Below are 25,027 nucleotides of genomic sequence, written 5' to 3'. Positions count from 1 at the left end.
GAACGTCTGCGCGGTGTTGAGCTGCAGGCCCCACGACACGTCGGGGTACTGCAGGCCGACCCCGAGGTAGTCGAGCGTCGCCTCGCCCGCGATCACGTTGCCGACGTTCAGCATCGCGACCACGAAGACCGGCGCGACCGCGTTGGGCAGGATGTGCCGGACCATCAGCCTGCGGTCGCTCGCGCCCAGCATGCGGGCGGCGGCGACGTAGTCCATGTGCTTGATCGCGATGACCTGGCCGCGCATCAGGCGGGTCATCGTCGTCCAGCCGAGCAGGACGAGGACCAGCGTCATCGCCCACATCCCGTGGTCGGGGAAGGCCACCAGCACGACCGTCGCCCCCAGCACGAAGGGGATGCCGAAGAACACGTCGGTGGTCCGGGAGATCAGCGCGTCGGCGAGGCCCCCGTAGAACCCGCCCACGAGCCCGAGCACGATGGCGATCAGCAGGGCGAACACGGTCACCGCGACGCCGACCACGATTGACGCCCGGGTGCCGTGCACGACCTGCGACCAGTAGTCGCAGCCCTGCAGGTCGTACCCGAACAACGCGCCGCTCTGCGGGCCGCGCTTGGACATGCGCAGGTCGCAGCGCTCGTTCGGGCCCAGGGCGGCGAACAGGCCGGGGAAGGCCGCCATCGCCGACGCGACCAGCAGGACGGCGGCGGAGAGCCAGAAGACCACCCGGCCGCGCAGTTCCAGCCAGGCGTCACGCGCGAGCACGGCGGATCCTCGGGTCGAGCACGCCGTACAGCAGGTCGACGGCGAGGTTGGCGGCGATGAAGACCATGACGAGCAGGGTGACGACGCCGACGACGACCGGGCCCTCCTGGAGCTGGATCGACTGGAACACCTGCTGGCCGATCCCGGGCAGGTTGAAGATGCCCTCGGTGACGACCGCGCCCGCCATGAGGTTGCCGAAGTCGACGCCGAGGAAGGTCACGACCGGGATCAGCGAGTTGCGCAGCGCGTGCAGCCCGACGACCCGCCGCCGGACCAGCCCCTTCGCGGTCGCCGTACGGACGTAGTCGGCGCGCAGGTTCTCCACCAGAGAAGTGCGGGTGAGCCGGGCGACGTACGCCAGGCCGAACGAGCCGAGCACCATGCCGGGCAGCAGGTAGCTCCCCGGCCAGCCGTCGTCGGTCCCCGCGGTCGGGAACAGCCCCAGGTTGAGGCCCAGCACGATCTGGGCCGTGTAGCCGACCACGAACACCGGGACCGCGATGACGAACGTGGTGCCGGCGAGGACCGCCGTGTCGGCGGCGCCGCCCCGGCGCAGCCCGGCGAGGACGCCGAGGCCGATCCCCACGACGAGCTCGAAGACCCAGGCGGTCAGCGCGAGCTGCGCGGTGACCGCCCACCGGTCCTGGAGCAGCTCGCTCACCGGCTGCCCGGTGAAGGTCTCCCCCAGGTCGCCGTGGAACACCCCGAGCATGTAGTGGCCGTACTGCACGAGCAGCGGCTCGTCGAGGTGGTAGCGCTGCCGCATGACGGCGAGCACCTGCTCGGGCACCGGCTTGTCGCCCGCGAGGGCCAGCATCGGGTCGCCGGGCAGCGCGAACACCATCGTGTAGATCAGGAAGGTGGTCACGACGAAGACCGGGACCGCCTGCGCCAGCCGCCGCGCGGCGTACCTCACTCCCCCGTCACCCCTGCTTCACGCTGATCGCGTAGAGGTTCTTGCTGTACGGGGTCACGTTCACGCCGCTGATCCGGGTGGAGAAGCCGACCTGGTTCTGCCAGTTCCACAGCGGGATCATCGGCATCTCGGCGAGCGCGACGTCCTCAGCCTTCTGGTAGAGCGGCAGGCTGGCGTCGAGGCCGGGCGCCGAGTTGGCCTGCTTGATCAGGTCGTCGAACTCCTTGTTCTCCCAGCCCATGCGGTTGCCCGCGCCCCACATGTACTCCAGGTAGTCCTGCGGGCTCGGGTAGTCCATGACCCAGTTGTTCCGGTACGGGCCGTCCTCCTTGCGCTCGCGCAGCGACGACAGGTAGTCGGAGGCCGGGACCTTGCGCAGCTTGATGTCGGAGATCCCGAGGTTCTGCTTGAGCTGGTTGGCGACGGCGGTCATCCACTGCTCGTAGCTGGGGTCGGCGTTGGAGAACCACAGGGTCAGCGTGCCGCTGAACCCGCCGGCCTGGTCGAACAGCGCCTTGGCCTTCGCCGGGTCGTACGCGCAGGCCTCGCCGCAGGCGTTCTCCCGGTAGCCGGGCACCAGCGGCGCGAGCAGCGACGCCATCGGCTTGAACGCGCCGTCGTAGACGGCGTCCACGATCGCCTTCCGGTCGATCGCCATCGAGAACGCCCGGCGCAGGTCGCGGTTGGCGAACCGCTTGTCGAACGTCGGGAAGCCGAGGTAGTCCATCGTGCCGTCCGGAGTCCGCAGGAACCGGTCGCCGAGCAGCCGCTGCGCCTCGGCCGTGCTGGCCGGCGGGATCGTGGTCAGCAGGTCCACCCGCCCGGCCCGCAGGTCGGTGTAGGCGGTGTCGCGGCCGGCGTAGATCCGGAAGGTGACCGCGCCGGCCTTCGCCCTGCGCTCGCCGTTGTAGGCCGGCGAGCGCTTCACCTTGATCTGCCGGTCGTGCTCCCAGGCGCCGTCGAGGACGAACGGCCCGTTCCCGACGGGCGCCTGGTCGTACGCCTTGAGGTCGGCGAACGCCGCCTTCGGCATCGGCGCGAACGCGATGTACGCCAGCGTGATCGGGAACTGGCTGAACGGCGCGGTGAGCGTGACCTCCAGGGTGTGGTCGTCCACGACCTTGAGGCCGCTCAGCTTGTCGGTGGACGGGTCGCCCTTCTCGGGGTTGAGCTTGTCGTACCCCTCGATGTTGGCGAAGTAGTAGTTGTTGGTCCAGCCGTTCGGGCCGTACGCCGTGGCGTTCCAGGAGTCGGCGAAGCTCTGGGCGGTGACGGGCTCGCCGTTGCTGAACACGCCCCCCTGCCTGATCTTGATCGTCCAGACCTTCTGGTCGGTGCTGGTCACCGACTCGGCCGCGCGCATCACCGGCCTGCCGCTGGCTGCGTCGATGGAGACCGGGGTCTCGAAGAGCGTGTCGAGCACGGTGATCGAGTAGTCGCTGGACGTGTTGCCGGGAGTGAGGTGGTCGGGCTCGGTCAGCGCGACGGAGAAACGGTCGGCGTCCGCGCCCTTCGCGCCGCCGGACGAGGATCCCCCGCAGCCGCCGCTCAGCATGACCGCGGCCGCGGCGAGGGCGGCCGCCCGGCTTCTCGTGACCCGCACTGTGCTCCGCCTCTCCGTGGTGTTGCGGGTGAGGGTAGGAAACGGGGCCGCCGTCGGCATCGGAGACTTTACGTATTGCTCGCGGGATCTTTACCGGGCAGTCTGAGCGTGGAGGGATCGATGAACCCAATCAGCCTCAGCGCGCGCGGCCTGCACGCGGTCGCCGAGCTGGGCTTCCAGGTGGCCCGGCAGGGGGCGCACGGGGCGATGACCGCGCTGGGCGAGGTCATTCCCGTGGAGGCCTACGAGTTCGTCGCCTTCGACCCGGCGACGGGCCGGCACCGCTCGCTGGTCTCGGCCGGCTACACCCGCGTGGACGACGACGCGGCCGAGGAGTACGCCGGGCTCGACGCCTACCGCCGGGCGATGTCCGCACGGACGCCGGTCGTCATGGGCTCTCCCGGCACCGAACGCTACTTCCGCCGTCATCTGGAGCCGTACGGCTGGCGCTCGGGGATCACCACGCCGCTGTTCCTGACCGGCGGGCGCTACACCGGCCTGCTGCACGTCGGCTCGCGCGCCGACCTGCCGCCCGAGGCGCCCGCGGTGATCAGCGCGGTGTCGCCCGCCCTGGCCCACCTCACCGACGTGACCCGCTGCGTGGTCGATCCCCTCGGCCTGCCGCCGGGCTTCCACGCGCTGTCGTTCGAGCGCGGCGGCCGGCGGCGCGACGTGGCGGGCTGGCCGCCCTCACGGGCCCTCGCCGCCGAGCCGGCCATGGCGGACCTCGCGCGGGAGTTCATCGACTCACGGGAGCTGTCCCGCCGCGGGCTGTGGCTCGACGGCACGGGCCAGTGGCGGGAGATGCGCCTGCACCGGGCCGGCGTCGGCTTCCACGGCTCGATCCAGGGCGCGGTCGTCGCCGAGCGCCCCTGCGTACTGCCGTACGACCTGACCACCCGGGAGGTCGAGGTGCTGACCCGGGTCGCGCGGGGCGACTCCAATCCCCAGATCGCCGCCGCGCTCGTGCTGAGCGTGCGCACCGTGACCACCCATCTGGAGCACATCTTCGCGAAGCTGGGCTGCGACAGCCGTACGCGTCTGACGACCAAGGTTCTCGCCGAGGGATTGGGCCGGCTCGACATCGCATAATGATCGCCCTGGCGGGACGCGCCGGGGCCAGGTCCGACATTATTGGCGCATGTCGGTTCACGAGCGTCGGCGGCTCCCCACGGGTCTGGAGCTGCTGTTCGGCGACGGCGGCGACGGCCGGGTGCTGTCCGCCGACCTGCCGTCGGGGTCCCTCGTGTGGCCGGACCCCGACTACGACAGGATGCGCACCCATCACCGCCCGTCGTTCTGGCTGAGCGACGAGCCGGTGCCCGCCGGGCTGTGGGCCCGGCTGCGCGCCGAGCACCCCCGATCGGGCCTGTGGCCGGTGCTGCTCGAGGACGGCGTGCAGCCCTGGGCGGCCGGGCAGATCGCCCCCGACTCGCCCGACCAGGTCGACTACTTCAGCGCGGCCGGGTTCATGGCCGAGGCGTGGCAGGACCTGCTGCTGGGCCACGAGGCCTACCTCGCGCCGTACGGGGCCGAGTGCCCGGGGCCCGCGCCGCCCGCCGCGCCGGTGGCCGACCCCGACGTGGTGGCCGACTGGTACGCCGACGTGATCGCCGAGCGCATGACGCTCCTGGGCCTGACCGCGGTGGGCCGCGGCGCCGACGCGATGGTCGCGATCGGCTGGCAGGGGGCGCTGCACCACAACGAGTGGACCGTGCCGCTGGCCGCCGTCGTGCGCAGCTGGGAGGAACGGTTCGGGGCGCGGGTCGTCGGCATGGGGTTCAACACGCTCGATCTCAGCGTCGCCGCGCCGCCCGCGACTCCGGCGCACGCGTTGCACGTCGCGGCGGAGCACTGGACGTTCTGCCCCGACAGCGTCCTGCAGGGGCCGGGAACGCTGGCCGACTACGCCGAACAGCTCGTGGGCAGCAACGCCTGGTCATTCTGGTGGGATTAAAGGTTTTCGCGGTTTTCCAGAGTGATCGGCATTCGACACAACGAACTTACCGGAATAATCAATCTTGGTTGATCCGGAGCGAGGGAGGCCGAGTGGACGGCGCGGAACTGGGTGGCCCGGACTCGGGCGGCCCAGACACGGCTGGCGCGGACATGGCTGGCGCGGACATGGCCGGCGCGAGCGCAGGAGGCCGGGAACCGGACGACTCGTGGACCGCCAAGGTGGCGGGCCTCGACCCCAGCCGGGCCAACATCGCGCGGATGAGCGACTACCTGCTCGGGGGCAAGGACAACTTCGCCGCCGACCGGGAGTTCGCCGAGAGCCTGATGGCCATCGCCCCCGAGGTGAAGACGATGGCCGTGGACACCCGGACGTTCCTCGAACGGGTGGTCCGCTTCCTGGTCGACCAGGGCGTGCGGCAGTTCCTCAACGTGGCGTCGGGGTTGCCGACCCGCCGCAACACCCACGAGGTCGCCCAGGAGCTCGCGCCGGACGCGCGGGTGGTGTACGTGGACGACGACCCGGTGGTGCTCAGCCACGCCCGGGCCCTGCTCGCCCGCACCCCCGGCACCGGGGTGGTCAAGGGCTCGATCCTGCGCCCGGCGGAGATGCTGGCCGACCCCGAGATGCTCAGGCTCGTCGACTTCCGGCAGCCGGTCGGGCTGCTGATCCCGGCCCGGCTGCAGTATCTCCCCGACTCCGCCGAGCCGTACAAGTGCGTGGCGTACGTGCGCGACCACCTCGCCCCCGGCAGCTACCTCGCCGTCGGCCACGCCGTCTTCGACACCCGTCCCGAGCTGGCCGGACCGCTCGTCGAGCTGTTCCGCCAGATCGTGGCCCGGGCCGACGAGGTGCCGCGGACCAGGGAGAAGGTGCTGCGCTTCTTCGACGGGACCGAGCTCGTCGAGCCCGGCCTCGTCTACATCCGCCAGTGGCGGCCGGAGGCGGAGGAGAGCGCCGCGCGGTCCCAGCGGGTGTGGATCGTCGGCGGCGTCGGCCGCGTTCCCTGACCGCCCCCGCCCGCCGGGGCCGGTCAGCGGACGAGCACGCACGAGGGGGTGCCCACGGCCAGCGTCTGGCCTCCGTGCTCCGGCAGCCCCTCCTTCAGCCCGAGCGCGACGACCACGTCCGACCGCTGGCAGGCCACGTAGAGACGGTCGCCGTCGATCGCGAAGTGCCGCGGCCACCGGCCCCCCGCGGGCGCCTCGGCCACCATCGTGAGCCGGGGCCCGTCGACGGCGAAGACGGCGACGGTGTCGGGTCCCCGGTTGGCGACGTACAGGTGACGGCCGTCGGCGGACAGGGCGATGTGGGACGGCAGGTTCTCCCCCTCGGCGCCGCTCGCCCGGACCGTCCCCGCCTCCCGCCAGGAGGCGTCGTAGACGCGCACGGTCCCGTCGAGCTCGCCGGTGACGTACCAGTGACCCTCGTGGTGCAGGAAGTGCCGGGGGCCGCTGCCGGGGGCCAGCCGTACGGAACCCTCGGGGTGCGGGCGCATGCCGGGCAGGAAGCGGCGGACCTCGTCGGTGCCGAGGTCGGTCACGTACAGGACGCCGTCGGGGCCGAAGACGGCCATGTGGGCGTGCGGGCCCTCCTGTCGTTCGGGGTGGGGACCCCGGCCCTCGTGCGGGAACGTCAGCGGGCCGGGCTCGGGCATGCCGTCCTCCCCCAGCCGGTACGCCGTGACGGTCCCGTCGCCGTAGTTGGCGATCGCGAGCCACTCGCCCCGGTCGTCGAGCGCGAGATGACACGGCAGCGACCCGCCGCTCGGGTGCTCGGCCAGCAGGCGCGGAGCGGCCCGGTCCTCGCCTGCGGCGAGGACCGCGAGGCCGCCCTCCCCTTCGCGTTCGAGCACGGCGTAGAGCAGCGGCAGGCGGGGGTGCCCGGCGACGAAGGACGGCCCGGACACGGCCGTCTCGGCCACCGGCTCCAGCCGCCCCTCCGCGTCCGGCCGGGCCACCGTCAGACCGGGGCCCGATCCCTCCGTGTCGGGCGTGTATCCGCCGATCACCAGGTCGCCGGGTCGGGGCATCGTCACTCCAGGGGGATGAGTCGGGCCGATAAGTGATCGAATGCTATCGGCGCGGCGGCCCTCGTCCGTCAGGAACCCGTCAGGTGGCGGGTCAGATATCCCGTCAGGGGCCCTGTCAGGCGGCCCCTAGAGCCTGTCAGGCGGCGGGCAGGCGGAGCACGAAACGGGCGCCGCCCGACGGCGCCTCCTCGACCTCGACGCTGCCCCGGTGGGCCTCGGCGATGACCCGGGTGATCACGAGTCCGAGCCCGCCGCCGTCGTGGTCGCGGTGGCCGCCGAGCCGGGTGAACCGCTGGAACACCCGCCTCCGGTCGGCCTCGGGAACCCCGTCCCCGTCGTCGTCCACCAGCATCCGCGCCACGCCGTCATGTCGTGACACCTCCACCACCACGCCGCGGCGGGCGTACCGCTGGGCGTTGTCCAGCAGGTTGGTGAGCACCTGGCGCATCTGCTCGCGTACGGCGCTGACGTTGACCTGGCCGGACAGGCGGACCGTGACCGGGAAGGGATCGCGGCGCGAGGCGACCTCCCGGCCGACGAGGTCGCCCAGGTCGACCAGTTCGCGCCCCTCGTCACCCGCCTGCCGCCCGGTCAGCAGGAGCATGCTCGTGACCACCGCCTCCGCTCGGTCGAGGCTGGGCAGCAGGCGCTCGGTCAGCGACGCGACGTCGGCTTCGGCGTCCTGAGCGGCGTCCTCCAGTTCGAGCCGTACGGCTGTGAGCGGGGTGCGTAGCTCGTGCGACAGGTCGGCGGCGAACCAGCGCAGCCGGTCGCACTCGGCCGCGAGAGCCTTCCGCGCGCGTCGTTCCATCATCGTGGCGGCGGCCGCGTACACCAGCAGGCCCGCACCCGCGTAGACCGAGATTCGCTTGGTCAGCATCAGATCGCCCCGTACCCCTATCTCTTCTTTAGACATATACGACAAGAAGGGTTATGGGGTTGCAGCTACGCATCTTTTACTCAAATGGCGACAGAGATGACGAAACCGGTCAGATTCCCTCGCTCAAGAGCGAGCCTGGCTCGCATCGGCGCCATAGCGGAGCCCGTCGACGAGCAGCCCGACCATGCGCCGGCTGAAAGCCGCTCCCTCGCCCGCCATGGGCAGGCACAGGTTGGCGACGGCATGGAGAAGGTCCTCGGGACCGACGCCGGTGCGGATCTCGCCGCTCGCCGTGGCGGCGTCGAGCAGGGACCCGAGTGCGGGCCCCAGCCGTCCCATGAAGTAGCCCGGCAGGGCGTCGAACGCCGGATCGCCCGAGTGGAGGGCGGCGGCGAGGCCTCGCTTGGTCGCGACGAACTCGGTGTACCGGTGGAGCCACCGGGCGAGCGCCTCTCCCGGCCCGTGCTCCGCCATCAGCGCCGGGGCCGCCTCGGCGCAGGCGTCCACCTCGCGCTGGAACACGGCCTTGACCAGGTCGGAACGCTGGGGGAAGTGCCGGTACAGCGTGCCGACTCCGACCCCGGCCAGGTCGGCGATCTCCTTCGCGGGCGCGTCCACGCCCGAGGTGGCGAAGACGGATTTCGCCGCCGTGAGCAGGGAGTCGACGTTGCGCTGCGCGTCGGCGCGCAGCCGGCGCGGCGCACGCCCGGGCGCGCCGCCCGTGCCGGCGGTGGTGCCAGCGCCGGTGGCGCCAGCGGCGTCCGCCCTGCCGGCACTGCTCGCGCCGCCCGCACCGCCAGCACCGCTCGCACCGCCTGCATCGCTGGCACCGCCCGCACCGCTCGCACCGCCTGCATCGCTGGCACCGCCCGCACCGCTCGCACCGCCGGCACCGCCACCGCCCGCACCGCCGGCACCGCTCGCACCGCTCATGCCGCCTGGGCCGCTCGTGGCGTCCGTGCTGCCCGTGCTGCCCGTGCCGCCGGTCGAGCCGGGTCCGGCCGGCACAGCGTTCTCCGGCACCGCATCCTCCGTCACGGCCCTCCTCCACTTGCGTAACCGGAAAGGCTTTCCGTATAGTCGTTTCCGGAAAGCCGTTCCGCTTCGCCTCAGGATACGGCACGCTCCGGCGTCTCGCATGCCGGATTTCACACCCCTCTGCTCGCAGGACCCGGCGGCCACCGCCTGGTCATCGTCACCACTCGTCGTCAGGAGTTCTCACATGCGTTACCGACCCCTGGGCCGCACCGGCATCAAGGTCAGCCCCTTCGCCCTCGGCGCGATAATGTTCGCCACGTCCTTCGGCAACCCCGACCCCGACGACTCGATCCGCATCATCCACAAGGCACTGGACGCGGGGATCAACTTCATCGACACCGCCGACGTCTACGGCGACTCCGAAGAGGTCGTGGGCAGAGCGCTCCGGGGACGTCGCGACGACGTCGTCCTGGCGACCAAAATGGGCCGCCCGATGGGCGACGACCCCAACCGGCAGGGCGCCTCGCGGCGCTGGGTCATGACCGCGGTCGAGAACTCGCTGCGCCGTCTGGGGACGGACCACATCGACCTCTTCCAGATCCACCGGCCGGACCCCGACACCGACGTCGAGGAGACGCTCTCCGCGCTCACCGACCTGATCCGCAGCGGGAAGGTCCGCGCGATCGGATCGTCCACGATGCCCGCCTCCGACATCGTCGAGGCGCAGTGGGTCGCCGAGCGGCGCGGCCTCGAACGGTTCCACACCGAGCAGCCGCCCTACTCGATCCTCAACCGCGGCATCGAGAGCGAGGTGCTGCCGGTCGCGCAGCGTTTCGGCATGGGCACGCTGGTGTGGAGCCCGCTCGCGCAGGGGCTGCTCACCGGCCGCGTCCGGAAGGGGCAGCACAACGACCTGCGCCGCGCGGGCCTCTTCCGGCACCTGAACGACGAGCGCCGGCTCGACGCCGTCGAGCGGCTCATCCCGGTCGCCGAGAAGGCGGGCCTGCCGATGACCCACCTCGCGATGGCGTTCGCGATCGCTCATCCCGGCGTTACCAGCGCGATCATCGGGCCGCGCACGATGGAGCACTTCGACGACCTGCTCGCCGGCGTCGACGTCACGCTCACCGACGAGATCCTCGACCAGATCGACGAGATCGTCCCGCCCGGCACCGACGTCGGCGCGCTCGACCAGGCCTACCGGCCCCCGGCCCTCCTGCGCCCGGACCTCCGCCGCCGGCCGGTCACCGAACGCTCCGCCGCCTGAAAGCGCCCCCGCCACCGATCCCACCCGCCGCCGGCCCCGCCCGGCGCCCGCTCAAGGAGTCTCGCATGAGCACGCCGTTCACCGAAGCCGCCGGCATTCCCGTCGGCGATCCCACCCCTGTCACGACCTTCAGCCCTGTCGTGCTGCCGGTCCCTGGCCGGCCCGTCGATCTGCGGATCAAGGTCTCCGCGCCCGCGACCGGGGGCGACCTGCCCGTGATCCTCCTGTCGCACGGCCACGGGCCGTCGAACTTCGTGTCCTCCCTGCACGGCTACGGGCCCCTCGCGGACTTCTGGGCCGCCCACGGTTTCGTCGTGATCCAGCCCACCCACCTGGACTCGACGACGCTGGGGCTACGCGAAGCGTACGACCCGGAGGCGCCGGTGTACTGGCGGTCCCGGGCCGAGGACATGCGTCACATCCTGGATCACCTCGATCGGATCGAGGCCGCCGTACCGGGGCTCAAGGGACGCCTGGACCACAGCCGGATCGCCGCGGCCGGGCACTCGATGGGCGGGCACACCGTAGGACTGCTGTGCGGCCAGGGGGTCGCCGATCCGGCCGACGGGACGCCGGTGGACCTCTCCGACGCCCGCGTCAGGGCGGGCGTGCTCCTCGCTCCGCCGGGCGGAGGTGAGGACCTCGCCGCGTTCGCGTCCGAGCACCTCTCCGTCCTGAAGACCACGGACTTCGCCTCGATGACCACGCCCGCCCTCGTCATCGTCGGCGAGAACGACCACAACCCGGCGTTCTCCGACCGGAAGGACTGGCACACCGACGCCTACCACCTGAGCCCCGGTCCCAAGAGCCTGCTGACGCTGTTCGGGGCCGAGCACGGCCTCGGCGGCGTGGCCATGTACGACGGGGCGGAGACGACCGACGAGAACCCCGAGCGCGTCGCCGCGCTGCGGGCGCTCGTCTGGGCCTATCTCCGCACCACGCTCTACCCCGGCGACTCCGCCTGGGCCGACGCGACCGACGCGCTGAACGCCATGCCTGAACCGCTGGGGGCGGTGGAGTCGAAGTGAACCGGTGAGTGCCGGGCCGTAACGGTCGTTTCGCGGGTAATTTCCCTTCCCCCACTTCCCCAAGGCGCATGTCTCGCACCAATAGTGCGGGTACGGAACATATGTCGCTTGTGTCCGCGTAGTGCCGGATTGTAGGAGGTTCTCCGGTGGTGCCTCTCCGCGCGGAAGCTCTCCGATCCGAACCGGTCCCGCCGGTCCTGCGCCTCGGCGTGGCCGCGCTGCTGACCGCCGCGGCGGCCGCGGTCACCCTGGCCGCGCCGCCTCCGGCGGACGCCGCGACGACGCACCGCCATCGGCCGCGCGCCGTCGCGGCCAAACCCGGACCGGGCGTACGGCAGGTGGCCCGGGGCTCCCGGATCCACGCGAGGGCCTACCGGTCCGGCAACGGCCGATACAACCAGAATCTCGTCGGTGTCTACACGCCGTCCTTCCTGGGCGGCCCGCAGCAGAGCACCGTCACCAACGCCGGGCAGAACAACGTGCAGAACGCCTCCGGAGGCGGGGACGTCTGCCAGTTCATGCGCTGACCGAGGCCGGTGACCGCCTCACCGGCCTCACTGATCCCGCCGGTGAGACCGGTCAGATCCGATGCCTGCGCCACCGCTGGTCGGCGTCGGCCCAGGCGGCGTCCCACGCCCGGTAGCGGGCGCGGTCCAGCCGCCGCCGCGCGAGGACGAGACCGGCGGCGGCCAGTGCGAGGGCGCCGGCCATGACGCCGAAGGCGGCGAGCCCCGCCCGGGCGGTCATCTCGGCGCGATGCGGCGGCGGTGTGACCGGTCTGCCCTCGCCGTCGATCCACAGCCGGGCCCGGGGCCCGTCCCGCAGCAGGAGGGCCGCCGGCACCATGCCTTCGCGGACCCCGCCGTCCGGCAGCGGCCAGCGCGCCGCCGTCGCCCCCAACAGGACGTGCGCGTCGGCCGCGCTCGCGGTGGCCCCGCCCGTCAGCGTCGCCTCGACCAGGTGCCGCGCCCCCGGCCCCGCCGCCGCGTGCCCGCCTCCGTACGCCGCGCGGGCGGCCAGCGCGGCGGGCCACACCGCGAGCAGGACCGCGACCAGCACGGCCGCCACGAGCCCCGCCTCGATCCGGTCCGACCGGCGGCGCAGCGGGTTGCGGTCGGGCCGGTAGCGGCGCAGCCCCGCCACGACCCAGCGGGCGATCGATCTCATGGCACACCTCCCACGCACGGTCCACGCCACCGTCAGCCCCCAGAGTGAGCCCCCGGAGTGGAGCCCCCAGAGTGAGCCCTGAAGGGTCGCTGCCGGAGGTCCGGCGGACCGGACGGCGTGGGCGGGACCTCGGGCGGGCCGGCGGTCCGTCTCCACTGCCCACGGCTCCGCCTTCCACGCACGCGCAGACCACACGAAAGTGAGGAAATCCGGCCGAAAGCACTCAGGCCGCGCATGCCCCACAGTGGAGGCGCGCGGCGGCACGCGGCGGCACGCGGCGGCGACCGACGTGGCCGGTTTGTCACCAGCGGCTCCGGACGACCTGCCCCTGGCTCCACACGCCCACCCCGGCGCTTCGCCGCTACGAGCCGATCCGTCCCGCGCCGGTATTCGGCGCCCTGCGGCGGCGGAGGCTTACTCCAGGACGTCGGAAGGGGTGCGCCGGACGCTTTCGCTCTCGTCGAGGACGAAGCCCATTCTCATGATCATCTGAGGCGCCTCGCCGGAGCACAGGTGCCTGCGGATGAACTCGCGCAGCTCGCACATCTCCAGCGCCTGGGTGTGGAAGGCGACGCTCACCCCGTACGCGGAGGCGTGCAGCAGCATCCGCTGCAGTCCCTCCCCCGCGGTCAGCCAGTCCTCCCGGGCGTCGCCCGGCGTGCTGAGCAGCGCCACGAGGCCGGTCGAGGTGGACACCCGCTCCTCGGGGGCCGCCCCCCACTCGTGTCCCCTGCTGTAGTCGCGGGACGCGAAGTGCTGCGGGTAGGTCCGCCGGGGATCGGTCGGGTAGCCCGCCACCGGCACGCCGTCCCGCCGCACGCTCCCCGGAGGCCGGGCCCAGCGCGTGAGTTCGAGCACGAACTGCCGGTCCTGCGCCTGCACGTCCTGGGCCGCCCCGGTGAGCGCTGCGAGCACCCGCGCCGGAGCCTCCGACCTGACGGGCGCGAGGTGCGCCCCCTCGGCCGCGGCCTCCCGTACGAGCGCGTCGGTCAGCGGGTCGGGCATGGGCAGCGCGGTGAACCCGGCCCGGTGGGTGCGGCGGCGCTGGACCTCGCCGTACAGCAGGCGGGTGTGCTCGCCCGGTTCGCGTCCCGGCCGCACCCGCACGGTGGCCAGCAGCATCGGGCCCTCCGGATTCGGCAGCCGGCGGACCTCGGGCTCGTACCCGAGCGCCATCAGCGTGATCCGCACGTTGAACAGCGCGGCGCCGCAACTGATGATCATCTGGCGGCCGGTCGGATCGGAGACGCGCAGCCTCCGGTCCGGGTCGGCGCGCAGGCTGATCTCGTCACCGGAGACGGCGAACGACCAGGGCTGGGTGTTGTGGATCGAGGGCGCCCACAGGGCGGCCTCCACGGCCTCCCGCGCCGCCTGCGCGATCCCTTCAGATGTGCGAGTGTTCACGGTCTTTCCCCCTCGCAGGGCGCGTACCGGCCTTGCCGCCGTAGCGCGCCGAGCTACAGCAGCGGCGGCGCGATGAGCAGGTCGTCGACGAGGAAGGCGAGGTCGTCGGCGTCGACCTCCACGACGCCTTCGACCCGGCGTACGGCGTGCAGCAGCGGCTTCACGACAGATCTGCGGGGCACCTGCCCCTTGATCGTGACCACTCCGCCGGAGACGGCGATGCCGAGGTCGCCGAGGTCGAGATCCATCCGGCCGGCGACCCGCTCGATCTCGGCCCGGATCTCCGCCGCGGGCCGTGCGAAGACGCGCAGCAGATCGCCCTGGTGGACGGTGCCCACGATGCGGCCGCTCATGGCGTCGATCACCGGGAGCTGCTTGACGCGGTTGCGGTGCATCAGCCGGGCCGCGTCGCGCACGGGAGTGCCGCCGGTCACCGTGATCGCCGGTCGCGTCATGATCTCGCCGGCGTTCGTGCCCGCCGCCTTGCGCTGCTCCACGCGCCGGCGCGGACCGCCGAACACGTGCTCGCCCAGGTCGATCTCCTTCAGCAGCATGTCGTCCTCGGAGACCACTCCCACCGGGCGCCGGTCGGCGTCGATGACCGTGACCGCCCCCACACCGAACCGCCGCATGGTGGCGACGAGGTCCGCGAACGACGCGTCCATCCGCACCGCGATGGCCACCTTGCCCATGACATCCTTCACCTTCGCCGTCATGACGACGCCTCCCATCTCTCCATGCCAGCGTGCCCCGCCGGCGTTCCCCCGGGTGAGCGGTGAAGGTCCCGAGTGGGCGGGACTTTCGGCCACCGATCCTTCCGGAGGGCACGCCCGCGCCGGGATGGTGGCGAAGGGCCCGGCTGGGAGGGTCGTCGGTCCCTTCGCGCCGGGTCCGCGGCGCGATGCGATGGGAGATGAAGGACCACGTCCGGAAGGAGCCGATCATGCACATGAAGGTGCGGGACGTCATGACGAGTGAGGTCGCCTCCGTCAACGGCAGCACGCCGTTCCGCGACGTGGCCGAGATCATGATCGCCCATGGGGTCAGCGCGGTGCCCGTCGTGGACGGCGAGGGCCACGTCATCGGCCTGGTCTCCGAGGCCGACCTGCTGCGCAAGGAGGAGTATCGCGAGCAGTTCTACCGCGAGGGCTACCGGCCGCCCCTGCGCGCCCGAATTCGCGAGGCCGTGGGCCACGGGGCCGCACGGACCCAGGAGCGGGCCCGGGGCGTGACCGCGGCCGAGATCATGTCCGCTCCCGCGTTCACCACCCGGCCGTACACCAGCGTGGTCAGCGTGGCCCGCCTGATGAGCGAGCACGGCGTCAAGCGCCTGCCGGTCGTGGACGACGAGGACGTGCTCGTCGGCATCATCAGCCGCCACGACCTGCTCAAGGTCCTCGCCCGCGGCGACGCCGACATCGCCCGCGAGATACGCGAGGACGTCGTCGGCACCTGCCTGTGGGCCGACCTGTCGGGCGTCGAGGTGTCGGTCGAGAACGGGGTGGTGACCCTCACCGGCTCCGTCGGACGCCGCTCGCAGGCCCGCGTTCTCACGCGGATGGTCGAGCGGACCAACGGAGTGCTGGGCGTGGCCGACCGCCTCGAATGGAAAGAGGACGACCTCGGCCCCTGGGAGGGACGCTGACGTATTTTTCGGGCCGGGTTCGGTGCTACGGCGGGCGCCGTTCACCTGGGCCGATGCGGACGGAGAACGGGTGCCGGGGAAGACGCGGATGCCCGTGTTTTTGCGCGGAAGTGGTTTTCACCGGCCGATCGGCGGTAGCCAGACAAGGACCGACAAAGCGAGAGACAAGGAGAAGCGCGTGATCACCCACGAGCAGATCCCCATGGTGCTCGACCACCCGGTCCACGACTCGAACGGCGACAAGATCGGCGACGTCGCGCACGTCTTCCTGGACGACGCTACCGGCCTGCCGAAGTGGCTCTGCCTGAAGACCGGCCTGCTGCACACCAAGCAGGCTTTCGTTCCCCTCCACGAGGCGAACGTGACGGCCGACGGGATCGAGGTCCCGTACGACAAGGAGCACGTCAAGAACGCCCCCGACGTCGACCTGGAGGAGGGCGGGCACCTGTCCGCCGAGCAGGAGCGCCTGCTTTACCGCCACTACGACATGGGCTGGGACGAGGCCTGGGAACGCGCCAACGAGGCCGACAGCCTGACCGGCTGGGCCGACAGCGGCGGGCGGCGCGAGCGCGAGCGCCTGGGCCGCCCCGGCGAGACCGCGGACGGCACCGTCGACGCGGGGACGGGGACGGACTACGCGGTGACCCACCGCGGGGAGCGGTATGGCACCGACGACCCGTCGCTCGGCTCCATGGACCGGCTGGACGCCGAGATCCCCGGCACGCGGCCCGGTGAGCCGCTCGCGCCGCGCGACCCGGCCACCCGCTCCGGCGAGCTCTTCGGCGGCGGCGACACCGGCGTCACCTCCAGCGAGCCGTACGACATGGACGACCCGGCGAGCAGGTCACAGGAGCGGTTCGAGGACGGCGACCCGGTGAGCGGTTCCGGGGAACGGTTCGCCGGCGACGCCGGCACCCGCGCCGAGAAGCGTTTCGACGCCACTCCGGACATCCGCGCCGGGCAGCGTTTCGGCACCGACGCGAAGAACCGCGACCGCTACGAGGATCCGGACGCCGAGCGGGACCGCGACCATCGGGGCCCCGGCCTCTGATCCCGGTTCCGGCACGGGCGTTCGCCCGTCACCAGCCCCGTTGCCCCGGTGTGCCTCCGCCGCCGGGGCAGCGGCGTGTCCGGACCCCGTCCGCTCCACGCGTCGACGCATCCGGGGCCGGACCGCAGCGGCGAGGCTCCCCGGGGCGGTGCGACCGGACGTCGCCGGGCACCCACAGGGCTCCCCCGCCGCGTCGGCCCACCACGTCAACCCGCTGCGTCGACCAAGGCCGGGGCCGGGCCGCCCTGGCGAGGCGTCCGGGCCGGGGCTCGGGTCAGTGCGAGCGGTTGTCGCCGGGGGTCGAGAGGGGGTCCTCCTCGATCACCTCGCCGCGCACCACCCGGCCGCGGGAGCCGTCCCCGCGCCCGGACCGCGCCTGAGCGGATGCCGCCGGGTCCGGCTCCACCTGGCCGAACAGCGGCGCGTACGGCGAGCGGGCGGCGAGCCACCGTACGCGGCGGCCGAGGAACCACGACAGCCACCGGCGGGCGATCGGCCGGGTGAACGGCAGGATCAGGAAGAACCCGAACACGTCGCTCAGGAAGCCGGGGGTCATCAGCAGGGTGCCGCCGGCCACGATCATCGCGCCGTCGGCCAGTTCGCGGTCGGGCATCCGTCCCGACTCGACCGCGCCGCGCAGCGCGGCCCACGCCCGCCGTCCCTCGCGGCGCACCAGCCAGGCCCCGACGAGGCTGTCGGCGATGAGCAGGGCGACCGTCTGCCACCCGCCGATCACGCTGCCCACCTGGATCAGAAACCAGATCTCCAGGACGGGCACCACGAGGAACCCCAGGAACAGCCCGATCCGCACCATTTCTCGCCCCACTCACCCCGGCACCCGTACGTTGCGGTCAACGTCCCCGCGCCCGCCGGGGTTCCTGTGGATCGCCTTCGCGCTTATCGCCGTGGGCGAAACCGCTCCCCCAGGCCGGCGATGCCCCAGAGGGCGACGCGCCAGAACGCCTCAAGAATGATCTTACGGCTCATCTTGCTGCTGCCCACGGTGCGCTCGACGAACGTGATCGGCGCCTCCTTCACCCGCAGGCCCTGCCGCACGGTCCGGAGCGTGAGGTCCACCTGGAAGCAGTAGCCCTGCGACTCGACGCCGTCCAGCTCGATCTTCTCCAGGGTGGCCGCGCGGTAGGCGCGGAAGCCCGCCGTGGCGTCGCGGACCGGGATGCCGAGCACCAGCCGCACGTAGGTGTTCGCGCCCCGGGACAGGAACTCGCGCGAGACCGGCCAGTTGACGGTCTTGCCGCCGGGCACCCAGCGCGAGCCGATGGCGAGGTCGGCGCCGTCGGCCACCAGGTCGAGCAGCTTGTGCAGCTCCTCGGGCTGGTGGGAGCCGTCGGCGTCCATCTCCACCAGCACGTCGTAGCCCTCGGCGAGGCCCCACCGGAACCCGGCGATGTAGGCCGCGCCGAGCCCCTGCTTGCTCGTCCGGTGCATGACGTGCACGTGGTCGTCCCGCTCGGCCAGCTCGTCGGCGATCCGGCCGGTGCCGTCCGGGCTGTTGTCGTCGGCGACGAGGAGGTGGACGTCGGGCAGCGCCTCGCGGAGCCGCCGCGTGATTAACGGGAGGTTCTCCCGCTCGTTGTACGTGGGGACGATAACGAGCACCCGCCCTGGGGTCCGCTCCATCAGCTTCTCCTCCGCCCAGAGATGGCCCCAGAGATGGCCGCCACCGTCGCTCCGGCTCCCATGAGTACCAAAACCCACTCCGGTAGCGCACCTACCCGCGCCGCCACCGTCTTCTGCGTCCTGACCGGCACGTCCAGCACATTCATGCCCGCCACGAGCTCACCGGTCCGCCAGCCGACCCGGCCGTCCGGGCCGACGTACGCGGAGATCCCCGTGGTCGCGGCGGTGACCACCGCGCGGTTGAACTCCACCGCGCGCAGCTGCGACATCGCGAGCTGCTGCGGGGGCAGGTTGGTGAGCGCGTAGCTGGCGTTGTTGGTCTGCACCACCAGCGGCGTGCCGCCCGCCAGCACCGTGTCGCGCACCGTGCCGTCGAACGCGACCTCGTAACACTCCACCGCGCCGATCGTGACCGGCCCCATCCGCAGCGCGCCCGGCCGGTCGCCCGCGACGGACTGCCGGCCGACCAGGTTGGCCCGCGACGACAGGGCCAGGAACACGTCCTTGAACGGGGTGTACTCCCCGAACGGCACGAGCCGCCGCTTGTCGTAGTAGGCGCCGGGCCCGGTGACCGGGTCCCAGACCACCCCGCGGGTGGCCCGGTTCTCGGCGCCGATCTTGACGACCGCGCCGACCAGGATCGGCACGCCGATGTCCTTGGCCGCCGAGTCGATGACCTCCCGGGCGTACGCGTTGTCGTAGGGGTCGATGTCGGTGGAGTTCTCCGGCCAGACCACGATGTCGGGGCGCGTGAGCGTGCCGACGCGCACGGCCTGCGCCATGCGGTGCGTCTCGTCGGCGTGGTTGCGCAGCACGACGGCGGGTTCGTCGCCGAGGAAGTCCATCCCCCGCCCAGGGACGTTGCCCTGGATGACCCCGATCCGCACAGTCCTGCCCTCGTCGCCGGGCCGGGGCACGACAAGCCCCAGCACAGGTACGGCTATCGCGGCGAGGAACGTTCCGGCAACCACCCGGTCGGCGCGCCACCTCGCCGGACGCCCCCTGACCAGCGCGGCGAGCAGTGCGCCCGTGAGGGCCACGGTGAAACTTACAAGCGGCGCGCCGCCCAGCGCGGCGAAGCCCGTGTACGGCGACTCACCCTGGCTGAAGGCCAGCCGCGCCCACGGGAAGCCCCCGACGGGGAACAGCCCCCTGGCCCATTCCTGCGCCACCCACAGGCAGGCGACCCACAGCGGCCACAGGCGCAGCCGCATCACGAGCACGGCCGCGACGGCCAGCGCCGCCCAGAACAGGCTCTCGACGCCCACCAGGGCCAGCCAGGCGTCGTCTCCGATGGGACGGACCCAGGCCAGCGTGGGCAGCAGGAACGCGAGCCCTCCCGCGTACCCGATCCAGGCGGCCCGGCGGAGGCGGGCGCCGCGCAGGGCGAGGGCGAGCAGCGCCACGCCCAGCGGGGCGCAGAACCACCAGCCGGACGGCGGGAAGGCCAGGTAGAGCAGTACGCCGCCCACGACGGATGCGGCGAGGCGGGCCGGCGCCTCCGGCGCCCGCCACGAGCCCGCGCGGGAGGCGGCCGACGCCGGCTCCTGCGCCGTCTTCAATGCCACGGAGCGGTCTCTCCTCGCCTCTTCCGAGCACCGGTGCGTCCGTTGGAAGCCCGATGAACTGCCGCGAGCCGGTGCCACGCCTGCCCCGTACTCACCGAGGTCCAGGGTCGCAGACGACTCCGGAGCCCGCCAAACCGAGCCCCGGCCACTCTACGGCCGCCGCAGTGGTGATCTTCGCGAAGAGGAGAGGGGGAAAGGGGTCCCGGGCGCCCTTCGGACCGGTTCCGTCCCGTCGGCGGCGGGCGCGGAGCTCCGTTGTCTACTGGGCGCCCGGGCCCCTCCTGGGTCCAACCCCCCGGCCGGCTGGGGTGCCCCGCCTAGGCGGGACGCGGCTCTGCGCCTGGTGTGCTGACGGAGGTGTTCCCAGGTCAGGCCCGGGAGCCACGCTCCGTCATCGACGCAGGAGCCGACGGCGCCACAGTACGGCCAACCGGTCAGTCCCGTGCTGGACTGCGCAGCAAACTACCGACCTCAGCGCAGTTGTCAACCACCCTCCGACCAGCGCAAACACCACGTTTCCGCAGGTAGGAGGGGTGCCCGGCTCAGCGCCGTCCCAGGCCCTCCAGAACCTCCGGCAGCTCACCCCTGTGGACGACTCCGAGGCGGCTCGTGGCGCGGGTGAGGGCGACGTAGAGGTCGCTCGGCCCGCGGGGCGACTCGCGCAGGATCAGCCCCGGCTCGACCACGATCACCGCGTCGAACTCCAGCCCCTTGGCCTCGGCGACCGGCAGCACCGCGACCGGCGCGTCCAGCGCCGCCGGGCCCGTCCCGACCGCGGCGCCCGGCACCGCCGACCGTACGATGTCCCCGATCTCCGCCGCCATGCCCGCCGGGACGATCACCACGACGCGGCCCTCCTCGACCACCTCCGCGGCGGCCAGCGGGCCCGTCTCGGCCAGGGAGGCGACCGGCAGGGCCCACGGCCGCTCCCCGGTCTCCCGCACCGACTCCGGCGCCTTGAGGTCGGGGCCGACGAGCTGGAGCACGCGGGCGGCGACCTCCATCAGCTCGGCGGGGGTGCGGTAGTTGACGGTGAGGCGCTCCTCGCGCCACCGGCCCGCGACGTACGGGTCGAGGACCCGGCCCCAGCTCGCGGCGCCGGCGGCCGACCCGGTCTGCGCGATGTCCCCGACGATCGTCATCGACCGGCTCGGGCAGCGGCGCATCACCATCCGCCAGGCCATCTCCGACAGCTCCTGCGCCTCGTCCACGATCACGTGGCCGAAGGCCCACGTACGGTCCCGGGCGGCCCGCTCGGCGGTGGTGAGGTAGGGGTCGTCGGCCTGGTGCCGCTCGGCGAAGCGCTCGGCGTCCATCACGTCGGCGAGGCCGGTCAGCTCCAGCACCTCGCGGGCGTAGGCGATGCGCTCCTCGCGCTCCTGCTCGGCCCTGCGGGCCGCGCGCAGCACGCCCTCGTCGATGTCCCCGAGCAGCTCGGCGGCCTCGTCGAGCAGCGGCACGTCGGCCTCGCTCCACCAGTTCTCCCCCTGCTTGTCGCCGGGCCTCTCGCCCGGCCTGGGGGGCTCGCGCAGCAGCAGGTCGCACTCCCGCGCGTCCAGCCCCGCCGCGGTCATCCGGCCGCGGTCGGTGAACAGGCCGATCAGCAGCTGCTGGGGCGTGAGGTACGGCCACAGCCGGTTGAGCGCCACCCGCACCGGTTCCTCGGTGCGCAGCTCCTCACGCAGGTCGGCGAAGTCGGCCTCGTCGAGCGAGGCCCGCCCGAGGTGCCGGGCCGCCTGCCGGGTGAGCGCGGTCAGCAGGTGCCGGACGAACACGGCCCTGGCCTGGTTGTGCGGCCGGCGCGAGCGGCCGGCCTTCGAGCGGGCCGCCTCCAGCGTCTGCCGGTCGAGGGTGAGGGTGAACTTGTCGAGCCTGATCTGCACGGGTGTGCGCGGCATCCGCTGGCGCTCCCGCACGGCCCGCTCGATCACCCGGGCCATCGCGCCCCGGCCCTTGACCGCGGCGGCCTCGGCGGGCTCCCGCCTGCCCGGGGTGACCCCCGGATACAGCTCACCGGCCGTGGACAGCAGCACGTCGGTCTCGCCGAGGGACGGCAGCACCTGCTCGATGTAGCGCAGGAACGTCGGGTTGGGCCCGAGGATCAGCACGCCGCGGCGTTCCAGCCGCTCCCGGTAGGTGTAGAGCAGGTAGGCCGCGCGGTGCAGGGCCACCACGGTCTTGCCGGTGCCCGGCCCGCCCTGGACGACGAGCACGCCGTTCAGGTCGCTTCGGATGATCTTGTCCTGCTCGGCCTGGATCGTCGCGACGATGTCGCGCATGCGGCCGGTGCGCTTCTCGCCGAGCGCGGCCAGCAGGGCCGCCTCGCCGTTCAGCGTGGCCCGGTCGGCCTCGCTGATGCGGTCGAGGTCGAGCAGGTCGTCGTCGATCGAGGTGACCGTACGGCCGCGGCTGTGCAGGTGGCGCCGCCGGGTGACGCCCATCGGGGCGGCCGGGGTGGCCCGGTAGAACGGCTGCGCGACCGGGGCCCGCCAGTCGATCAGCAGCCGCTGCTGGTCGTCGTCGGACAGGCCGATGCGGCCGATGTAGAGCCGCCTCTCGTCGGCCTGGTCCTGGCCGGCCCGGTCCTCGCCGGCGTGGCTCTCCTCCGCCCGGCTCTCCGCCGGCTCGCCGTCCTCGGCGAGGTCGAGCCGGCCGAAGCACAGGCCGTGCTCCACGGCCCACAGACGGGCGAGACGCTGGGCGTACATGCCGGCGAACGAGTCGCGCTCCGAACGGTTCTGGTGGGTGCCGGAGGCCCCCTGGGCCAGCACGGCGTCGAGCTGCCCGCGCGTGCGTTCCCGCAGCACGTCGAGGCGCTCGTACAGCGTCGCGACGTACTTCTGCTCCCGGGCCAGCTCGCCCGTCGAAGATGGTGGCATAGGCCGCCAGATTCTACGTGCCGTCCCGCCCTTCCCCATCATCGGGCGTGACGAAGTCACATATGCGTCCCCTGGTGGGACGTTTGCCCGCTTTGGCAGGTCACCCCTCGGCGGCGCCCACGTCCGGTTCCCTTCCGAGCACCGGGGAGCGGTAGTCGTACGGCGTGCTGAGGACGACCGTCGTGCGGGTGCTGACGTTCGCGGAGGCGCGGATCTGCTGGAGCAGTTCCTCCAGGGCGAGCGGCGAGGCGACGCGGACCTTGAGGATGTAACTTTCATCCCCCGCGACGCTGTGGCAGGCCTCGATCGCGGTCAGATGGCTGAGCCGCACCGGGGCGTCGTCCGGCGCGGAGGGGTCGTTCGGCTTGATCGAGACGAACGCCGTCAGGGGCAGACCGATCTCGTCGTAGTCGACGAGCGCGGCGTATCCACGGATCACTCCGCGCTTTTCGAGCCTGCGTACGCGCTGGTGAACGGCGGAGACCGACAGCCCGGTCTCCTTGGCCAGATCGGTGAAGCTCATCCGGCCGTCCGCCGCCAGCAGCGTGACGATGCGGCGATCTATCTCCTCCACCCCTGCAACGGTAGCGGCGGCGGGACCCGCCCGGGGAATCGCCGCCGGACCCCGGCGGCGGTGGAACGCTCTCACTCCCGGGCCCTCACCGGCGCGTCCTCACGGCGCGTCCTCAGAGGGGGATGTTGCCGTGCTTGCGGGGAGGCGGCTGCCGGCGCTTGTTGCGCAGCATCGCGAGCCCCCGCGCGACCGCCGCCCGGGTGTCCGCCGGATCGATCACGTCGTCGACCAGCCCGCGCTCCGCCGCGAAGTACGGATGCATGAGCTGCGCCGTGTATTCCGCGACGAGCTCGGACCGCAGCCCGTCGGGATCGTTGGCGGCGGCCAGTTCCCTGCGGTGGATGACGTTCACGGCGCCCTCGGCCCCCATCACCGCGATCTCGTTGGTGGGCCAGGCGAGCGAGAGGTCGCCGCCGATGGACCGCGAGTCCATCACGATGTACGCCCCGCCGTACGCCTTGCGCACGATCACCTGGACGCGCGGCACCGTCGCCTCGCAGTAGGCGTACAGGAGCTTGGCGCCGTGCCGGATGATCCCCGCGTGCTCCTGGTCGGTTCCCGGCAGGAAGCCCGGCACGTCGACCAGCGTCACGAGCGGGATCCCGAAGGCGTCGCAGAAGCGCACGAACCGGGCCGCCTTCTGGGCGGCGTCCGCGTCGAGCACCCCGGCCAGCACCATCGGCTGGTTGCCGACGGCTCCGACCACCTCCCCGTCGACGCGGCCCAGGGCGCAGACGACGTTCCGCGCCCAGCCCTCGTACACCTCCAGGAACTCCCCGTCGTCCACGATCTCGGCGAGCACCGTGCGCATGTCGTACGGCTTGCTCGCCTCCACGGGCACGATCTCCGGGAGCCGCGGGCGCACGTCCGTCGTCGCGCCGCACGGCGGCAGGGCCGGCGAGGGTTCCATGTTGTTGCCCGGCAGCAGCGAGACCAGGTAACGCACGTCCTCCAGGCAGCTCTCCTCGTCGTCGTGGACGAACGCGGCCACCCCCGTGCGCCTGCCGTGGACGTCGGCGCCGCCGAGTTCGTCGTGGCCCACCTCCTGCCCGGTGACGGCCCGTACGACGTCGGGGCCGGTGAGGTACATCCGCGCGACGTCGCGCACCATGAAGGTGAAGTCGGCGAGCGCCGGGGAGTAGGCCGCTCCCCCGGCGCAGGGCCCGAGGATGACGCTGATCTGCGGCACGACCCCCGACGCCTGCACGTTGCGGCGGAAGATGCCGCCGTAGCCGTCGAGGGACATGACCCCTTCCTGGATGCGCGCCCCGCCGCTGTCGTTGATCCCGATGAGCGGCGCGCCGTTCTCGACGGCCAGGTCCATCACCTTGTGGATCTTCTCCGCGTGCGCCTCGCCGAGCGAGCCGCCGAAGACGGTGAAGTCCTGGGCGTAGACGAAGACCCGGCGGCCGCCGATCGTCCCGGAGCCCGCCACGACGCCGTCGGTGTGCGGGCGCTGCTCGGCCATGCCCAGGGTGTGGGCCCGGTGCCGCCGGTAGATGTCGACCTCCACGAACGACCCCTCGTCGAGCAGGAGGTCCAGCCGTTCACGTGCCGTGCGCTTGCCGAGGGAGTGCTGCCGGTCGACCTGTTCGCGCCGCCCGGCCAGGATGCGCCGCCTCAGCCGCCCGTGCTCCTCGCGGAGCACGGGCATCGGCCGCGCCTGGTCCGCCGGCTCGGGCGCCCTCCCGCCGGCGGGAGGGCGTCCGTCCCG

At 72.6% G+C, this 25,027-nt stretch carries 23 protein-coding genes; 8 read left to right on the top strand and 15 right to left on the bottom strand.

Annotated features, from left to right (window positions below; translation table 11 throughout):
- From Mam01_RS29860 to Mam01_RS29850, 3 genes are all read right to left on the bottom strand, one after another.
- The coding region (locus Mam01_RS29860) for an ABC transporter permease (protein ID WP_239101731.1) at positions 1-723 on the bottom strand (723 nt) is incomplete at its 3' end.
- Entirely contained in the window at positions 710-1,639 is a 930-nt protein-coding gene (locus tag Mam01_RS29855) for an ABC transporter permease (RefSeq protein ID WP_204288535.1), read from the bottom strand. The genes Mam01_RS29860 and Mam01_RS29855, both read right to left, overlap by 14 nt.
- A gap of 7 nt (positions 1,640-1,646) precedes the next feature.
- Positions 1,647-3,242, bottom strand: coding sequence for a peptide ABC transporter substrate-binding protein (locus Mam01_RS29850; protein ID WP_204288534.1), 1,596 nt, complete (start codon positions 3,240-3,242; stop codon positions 1,647-1,649).
- A gap of 120 nt (positions 3,243-3,362) precedes the next feature.
- Here Mam01_RS29850 and Mam01_RS29845 point away from each other — a divergent pair, with 120 nt between their 5' ends.
- From Mam01_RS29845 to Mam01_RS29835, 3 genes are all read left to right on the top strand, one after another.
- Complete coding sequence (locus Mam01_RS29845; protein ID WP_204288533.1) at positions 3,363-4,334, top strand: helix-turn-helix transcriptional regulator; 972 nt, start codon at positions 3,363-3,365, stop codon at positions 4,332-4,334.
- Positions 4,335-4,383: 49 nt separating this feature from the next.
- A complete protein-coding gene (locus Mam01_RS29840; RefSeq protein WP_150934826.1) occupies positions 4,384-5,199 on the top strand; it encodes a DUF4253 domain-containing protein in 816 nt (271 codons plus the stop codon).
- 152 nt (positions 5,200-5,351) lie between these two features.
- Complete coding sequence (locus tag Mam01_RS29835) at positions 5,352-6,209, top strand: SAM-dependent methyltransferase (RefSeq protein WP_239101730.1); 858 nt, start codon at positions 5,352-5,354, stop codon at positions 6,207-6,209.
- A gap of 23 nt (positions 6,210-6,232) precedes the next feature.
- Here the strand turns inward: Mam01_RS29835 and Mam01_RS29830 are convergent, their stop codons facing one another.
- The 3 genes from Mam01_RS29830 to Mam01_RS29820 all read right to left on the bottom strand — a co-directional run bounded on the left by Mam01_RS29830 (position 6,233) and on the right by Mam01_RS29820 (position 9,149).
- Positions 6,233-7,231, bottom strand: coding sequence for a lactonase family protein (locus Mam01_RS29830; protein ID WP_204288532.1), 999 nt, complete (start codon positions 7,229-7,231; stop codon positions 6,233-6,235).
- A gap of 136 nt (positions 7,232-7,367) precedes the next feature.
- Positions 7,368-8,111: a sensor histidine kinase gene (locus tag Mam01_RS29825; RefSeq protein WP_204288531.1), complete on the bottom strand. Its 744-nt coding sequence runs from the start codon at positions 8,109-8,111 to the stop codon at positions 7,368-7,370.
- A gap of 123 nt (positions 8,112-8,234) precedes the next feature.
- Entirely contained in the window at positions 8,235-9,149 is a 915-nt protein-coding gene (locus Mam01_RS29820) for a TetR/AcrR family transcriptional regulator (protein ID WP_239101729.1), read from the bottom strand.
- Positions 9,150-9,333: 184 nt separating this feature from the next.
- Here Mam01_RS29820 and Mam01_RS29815 point away from each other — a divergent pair, with 184 nt between their 5' ends.
- From Mam01_RS29815 to Mam01_RS29805, 3 genes are all read left to right on the top strand, one after another.
- The gene (locus Mam01_RS29815) at positions 9,334-10,356 is read left to right on the top strand and encodes an aldo/keto reductase (RefSeq protein WP_204288530.1); all 1,023 of its coding nucleotides are present in this window, start codon (positions 9,334-9,336) and stop codon (positions 10,354-10,356) included.
- A 65-nt stretch (positions 10,357-10,421) separates the two neighbouring features.
- Entirely contained in the window at positions 10,422-11,384 is a 963-nt protein-coding gene (locus Mam01_RS29810; protein ID WP_204288529.1) for an alpha/beta hydrolase family protein, read from the top strand.
- Positions 11,385-11,530: 146 nt separating this feature from the next.
- Complete coding sequence (locus Mam01_RS29805) at positions 11,531-11,911, top strand: hypothetical protein (RefSeq protein ID WP_204288528.1); 381 nt, start codon at positions 11,531-11,533, stop codon at positions 11,909-11,911.
- A gap of 52 nt (positions 11,912-11,963) precedes the next feature.
- On the opposite strand, the gene Mam01_RS29800 is transcribed toward Mam01_RS29805, so the two are convergent.
- The 3 genes from Mam01_RS29800 to Mam01_RS29790 all read right to left on the bottom strand — a co-directional run bounded on the left by Mam01_RS29800 (position 11,964) and on the right by Mam01_RS29790 (position 14,671).
- The gene (locus Mam01_RS29800; RefSeq protein WP_204288527.1) at positions 11,964-12,551 is read right to left on the bottom strand and encodes an Rv1733c family protein; all 588 of its coding nucleotides are present in this window, start codon (positions 12,549-12,551) and stop codon (positions 11,964-11,966) included.
- A 414-nt stretch (positions 12,552-12,965) separates the two neighbouring features.
- Positions 12,966-13,955 carry an Acg family FMN-binding oxidoreductase gene (locus tag Mam01_RS29795; protein WP_204288526.1) on the bottom strand — a complete coding sequence of 330 codons (990 nt, stop codon included), beginning with the start codon at positions 13,953-13,955 and terminating at the stop codon, positions 12,966-12,968.
- Between the two features lie 53 nt (positions 13,956-14,008).
- Positions 14,009-14,671, bottom strand: coding sequence for a CBS domain-containing protein (locus Mam01_RS29790; protein ID WP_204288525.1), 663 nt, complete (start codon positions 14,669-14,671; stop codon positions 14,009-14,011).
- 227 nt (positions 14,672-14,898) lie between these two features.
- On the opposite strand from Mam01_RS29790, the gene Mam01_RS29785 reads away from it, so the two are divergent.
- A complete protein-coding gene (locus Mam01_RS29785; protein WP_204288524.1) occupies positions 14,899-15,600 on the top strand; it encodes a CBS domain-containing protein in 702 nt (233 codons plus the stop codon).
- A 178-nt stretch (positions 15,601-15,778) separates the two neighbouring features.
- A complete protein-coding gene (locus Mam01_RS29780; protein ID WP_204288523.1) occupies positions 15,779-16,651 on the top strand; it encodes a PRC-barrel domain-containing protein in 873 nt (290 codons plus the stop codon).
- 274 nt (positions 16,652-16,925) lie between these two features.
- On the opposite strand, the gene Mam01_RS29775 is transcribed toward Mam01_RS29780, so the two are convergent.
- The 6 genes from Mam01_RS29775 to Mam01_RS29750 form a co-directional block, all read right to left on the bottom strand.
- Positions 16,926-17,465 carry an FxsA family protein gene (locus Mam01_RS29775; protein WP_239101728.1) on the bottom strand — a complete coding sequence of 180 codons (540 nt, stop codon included), beginning with the start codon at positions 17,463-17,465 and terminating at the stop codon, positions 16,926-16,928.
- A gap of 83 nt (positions 17,466-17,548) precedes the next feature.
- A complete protein-coding gene (locus tag Mam01_RS29770) occupies positions 17,549-18,292 on the bottom strand; it encodes a polyprenol monophosphomannose synthase (protein ID WP_150934814.1) in 744 nt (247 codons plus the stop codon).
- Positions 18,292-19,860 carry an apolipoprotein N-acyltransferase gene (gene lnt, locus Mam01_RS29765; protein ID WP_239101727.1) on the bottom strand — a complete coding sequence of 523 codons (1,569 nt, stop codon included), beginning with the start codon at positions 19,858-19,860 and terminating at the stop codon, positions 18,292-18,294. The genes Mam01_RS29770 and lnt overlap by 1 nt, the downstream gene beginning before the upstream one ends.
- A gap of 542 nt (positions 19,861-20,402) precedes the next feature.
- Positions 20,403-22,739, bottom strand: coding sequence for a HelD family protein (locus Mam01_RS29760; RefSeq protein WP_204288522.1), 2,337 nt, complete (start codon positions 22,737-22,739; stop codon positions 20,403-20,405).
- A 100-nt stretch (positions 22,740-22,839) separates the two neighbouring features.
- The gene (locus Mam01_RS29755; RefSeq protein ID WP_150934812.1) at positions 22,840-23,313 is read right to left on the bottom strand and encodes an Lrp/AsnC family transcriptional regulator; all 474 of its coding nucleotides are present in this window, start codon (positions 23,311-23,313) and stop codon (positions 22,840-22,842) included.
- 112 nt (positions 23,314-23,425) lie between these two features.
- A complete protein-coding gene (locus tag Mam01_RS29750) occupies positions 23,426-24,967 on the bottom strand; it encodes an acyl-CoA carboxylase subunit beta (RefSeq protein WP_204288521.1) in 1,542 nt (513 codons plus the stop codon).
- Between the last annotated feature and the right edge of the window lie 60 nt (positions 24,968-25,027).

This window comes from Microbispora amethystogenes, from assembly GCF_016863015.1.
GTDB classification, from domain to species: domain Bacteria; phylum Actinomycetota; class Actinomycetes; order Streptosporangiales; family Streptosporangiaceae; genus Microbispora; species Microbispora amethystogenes.
This window is presented reverse-complemented; position numbering and strand designations above follow the sequence as displayed.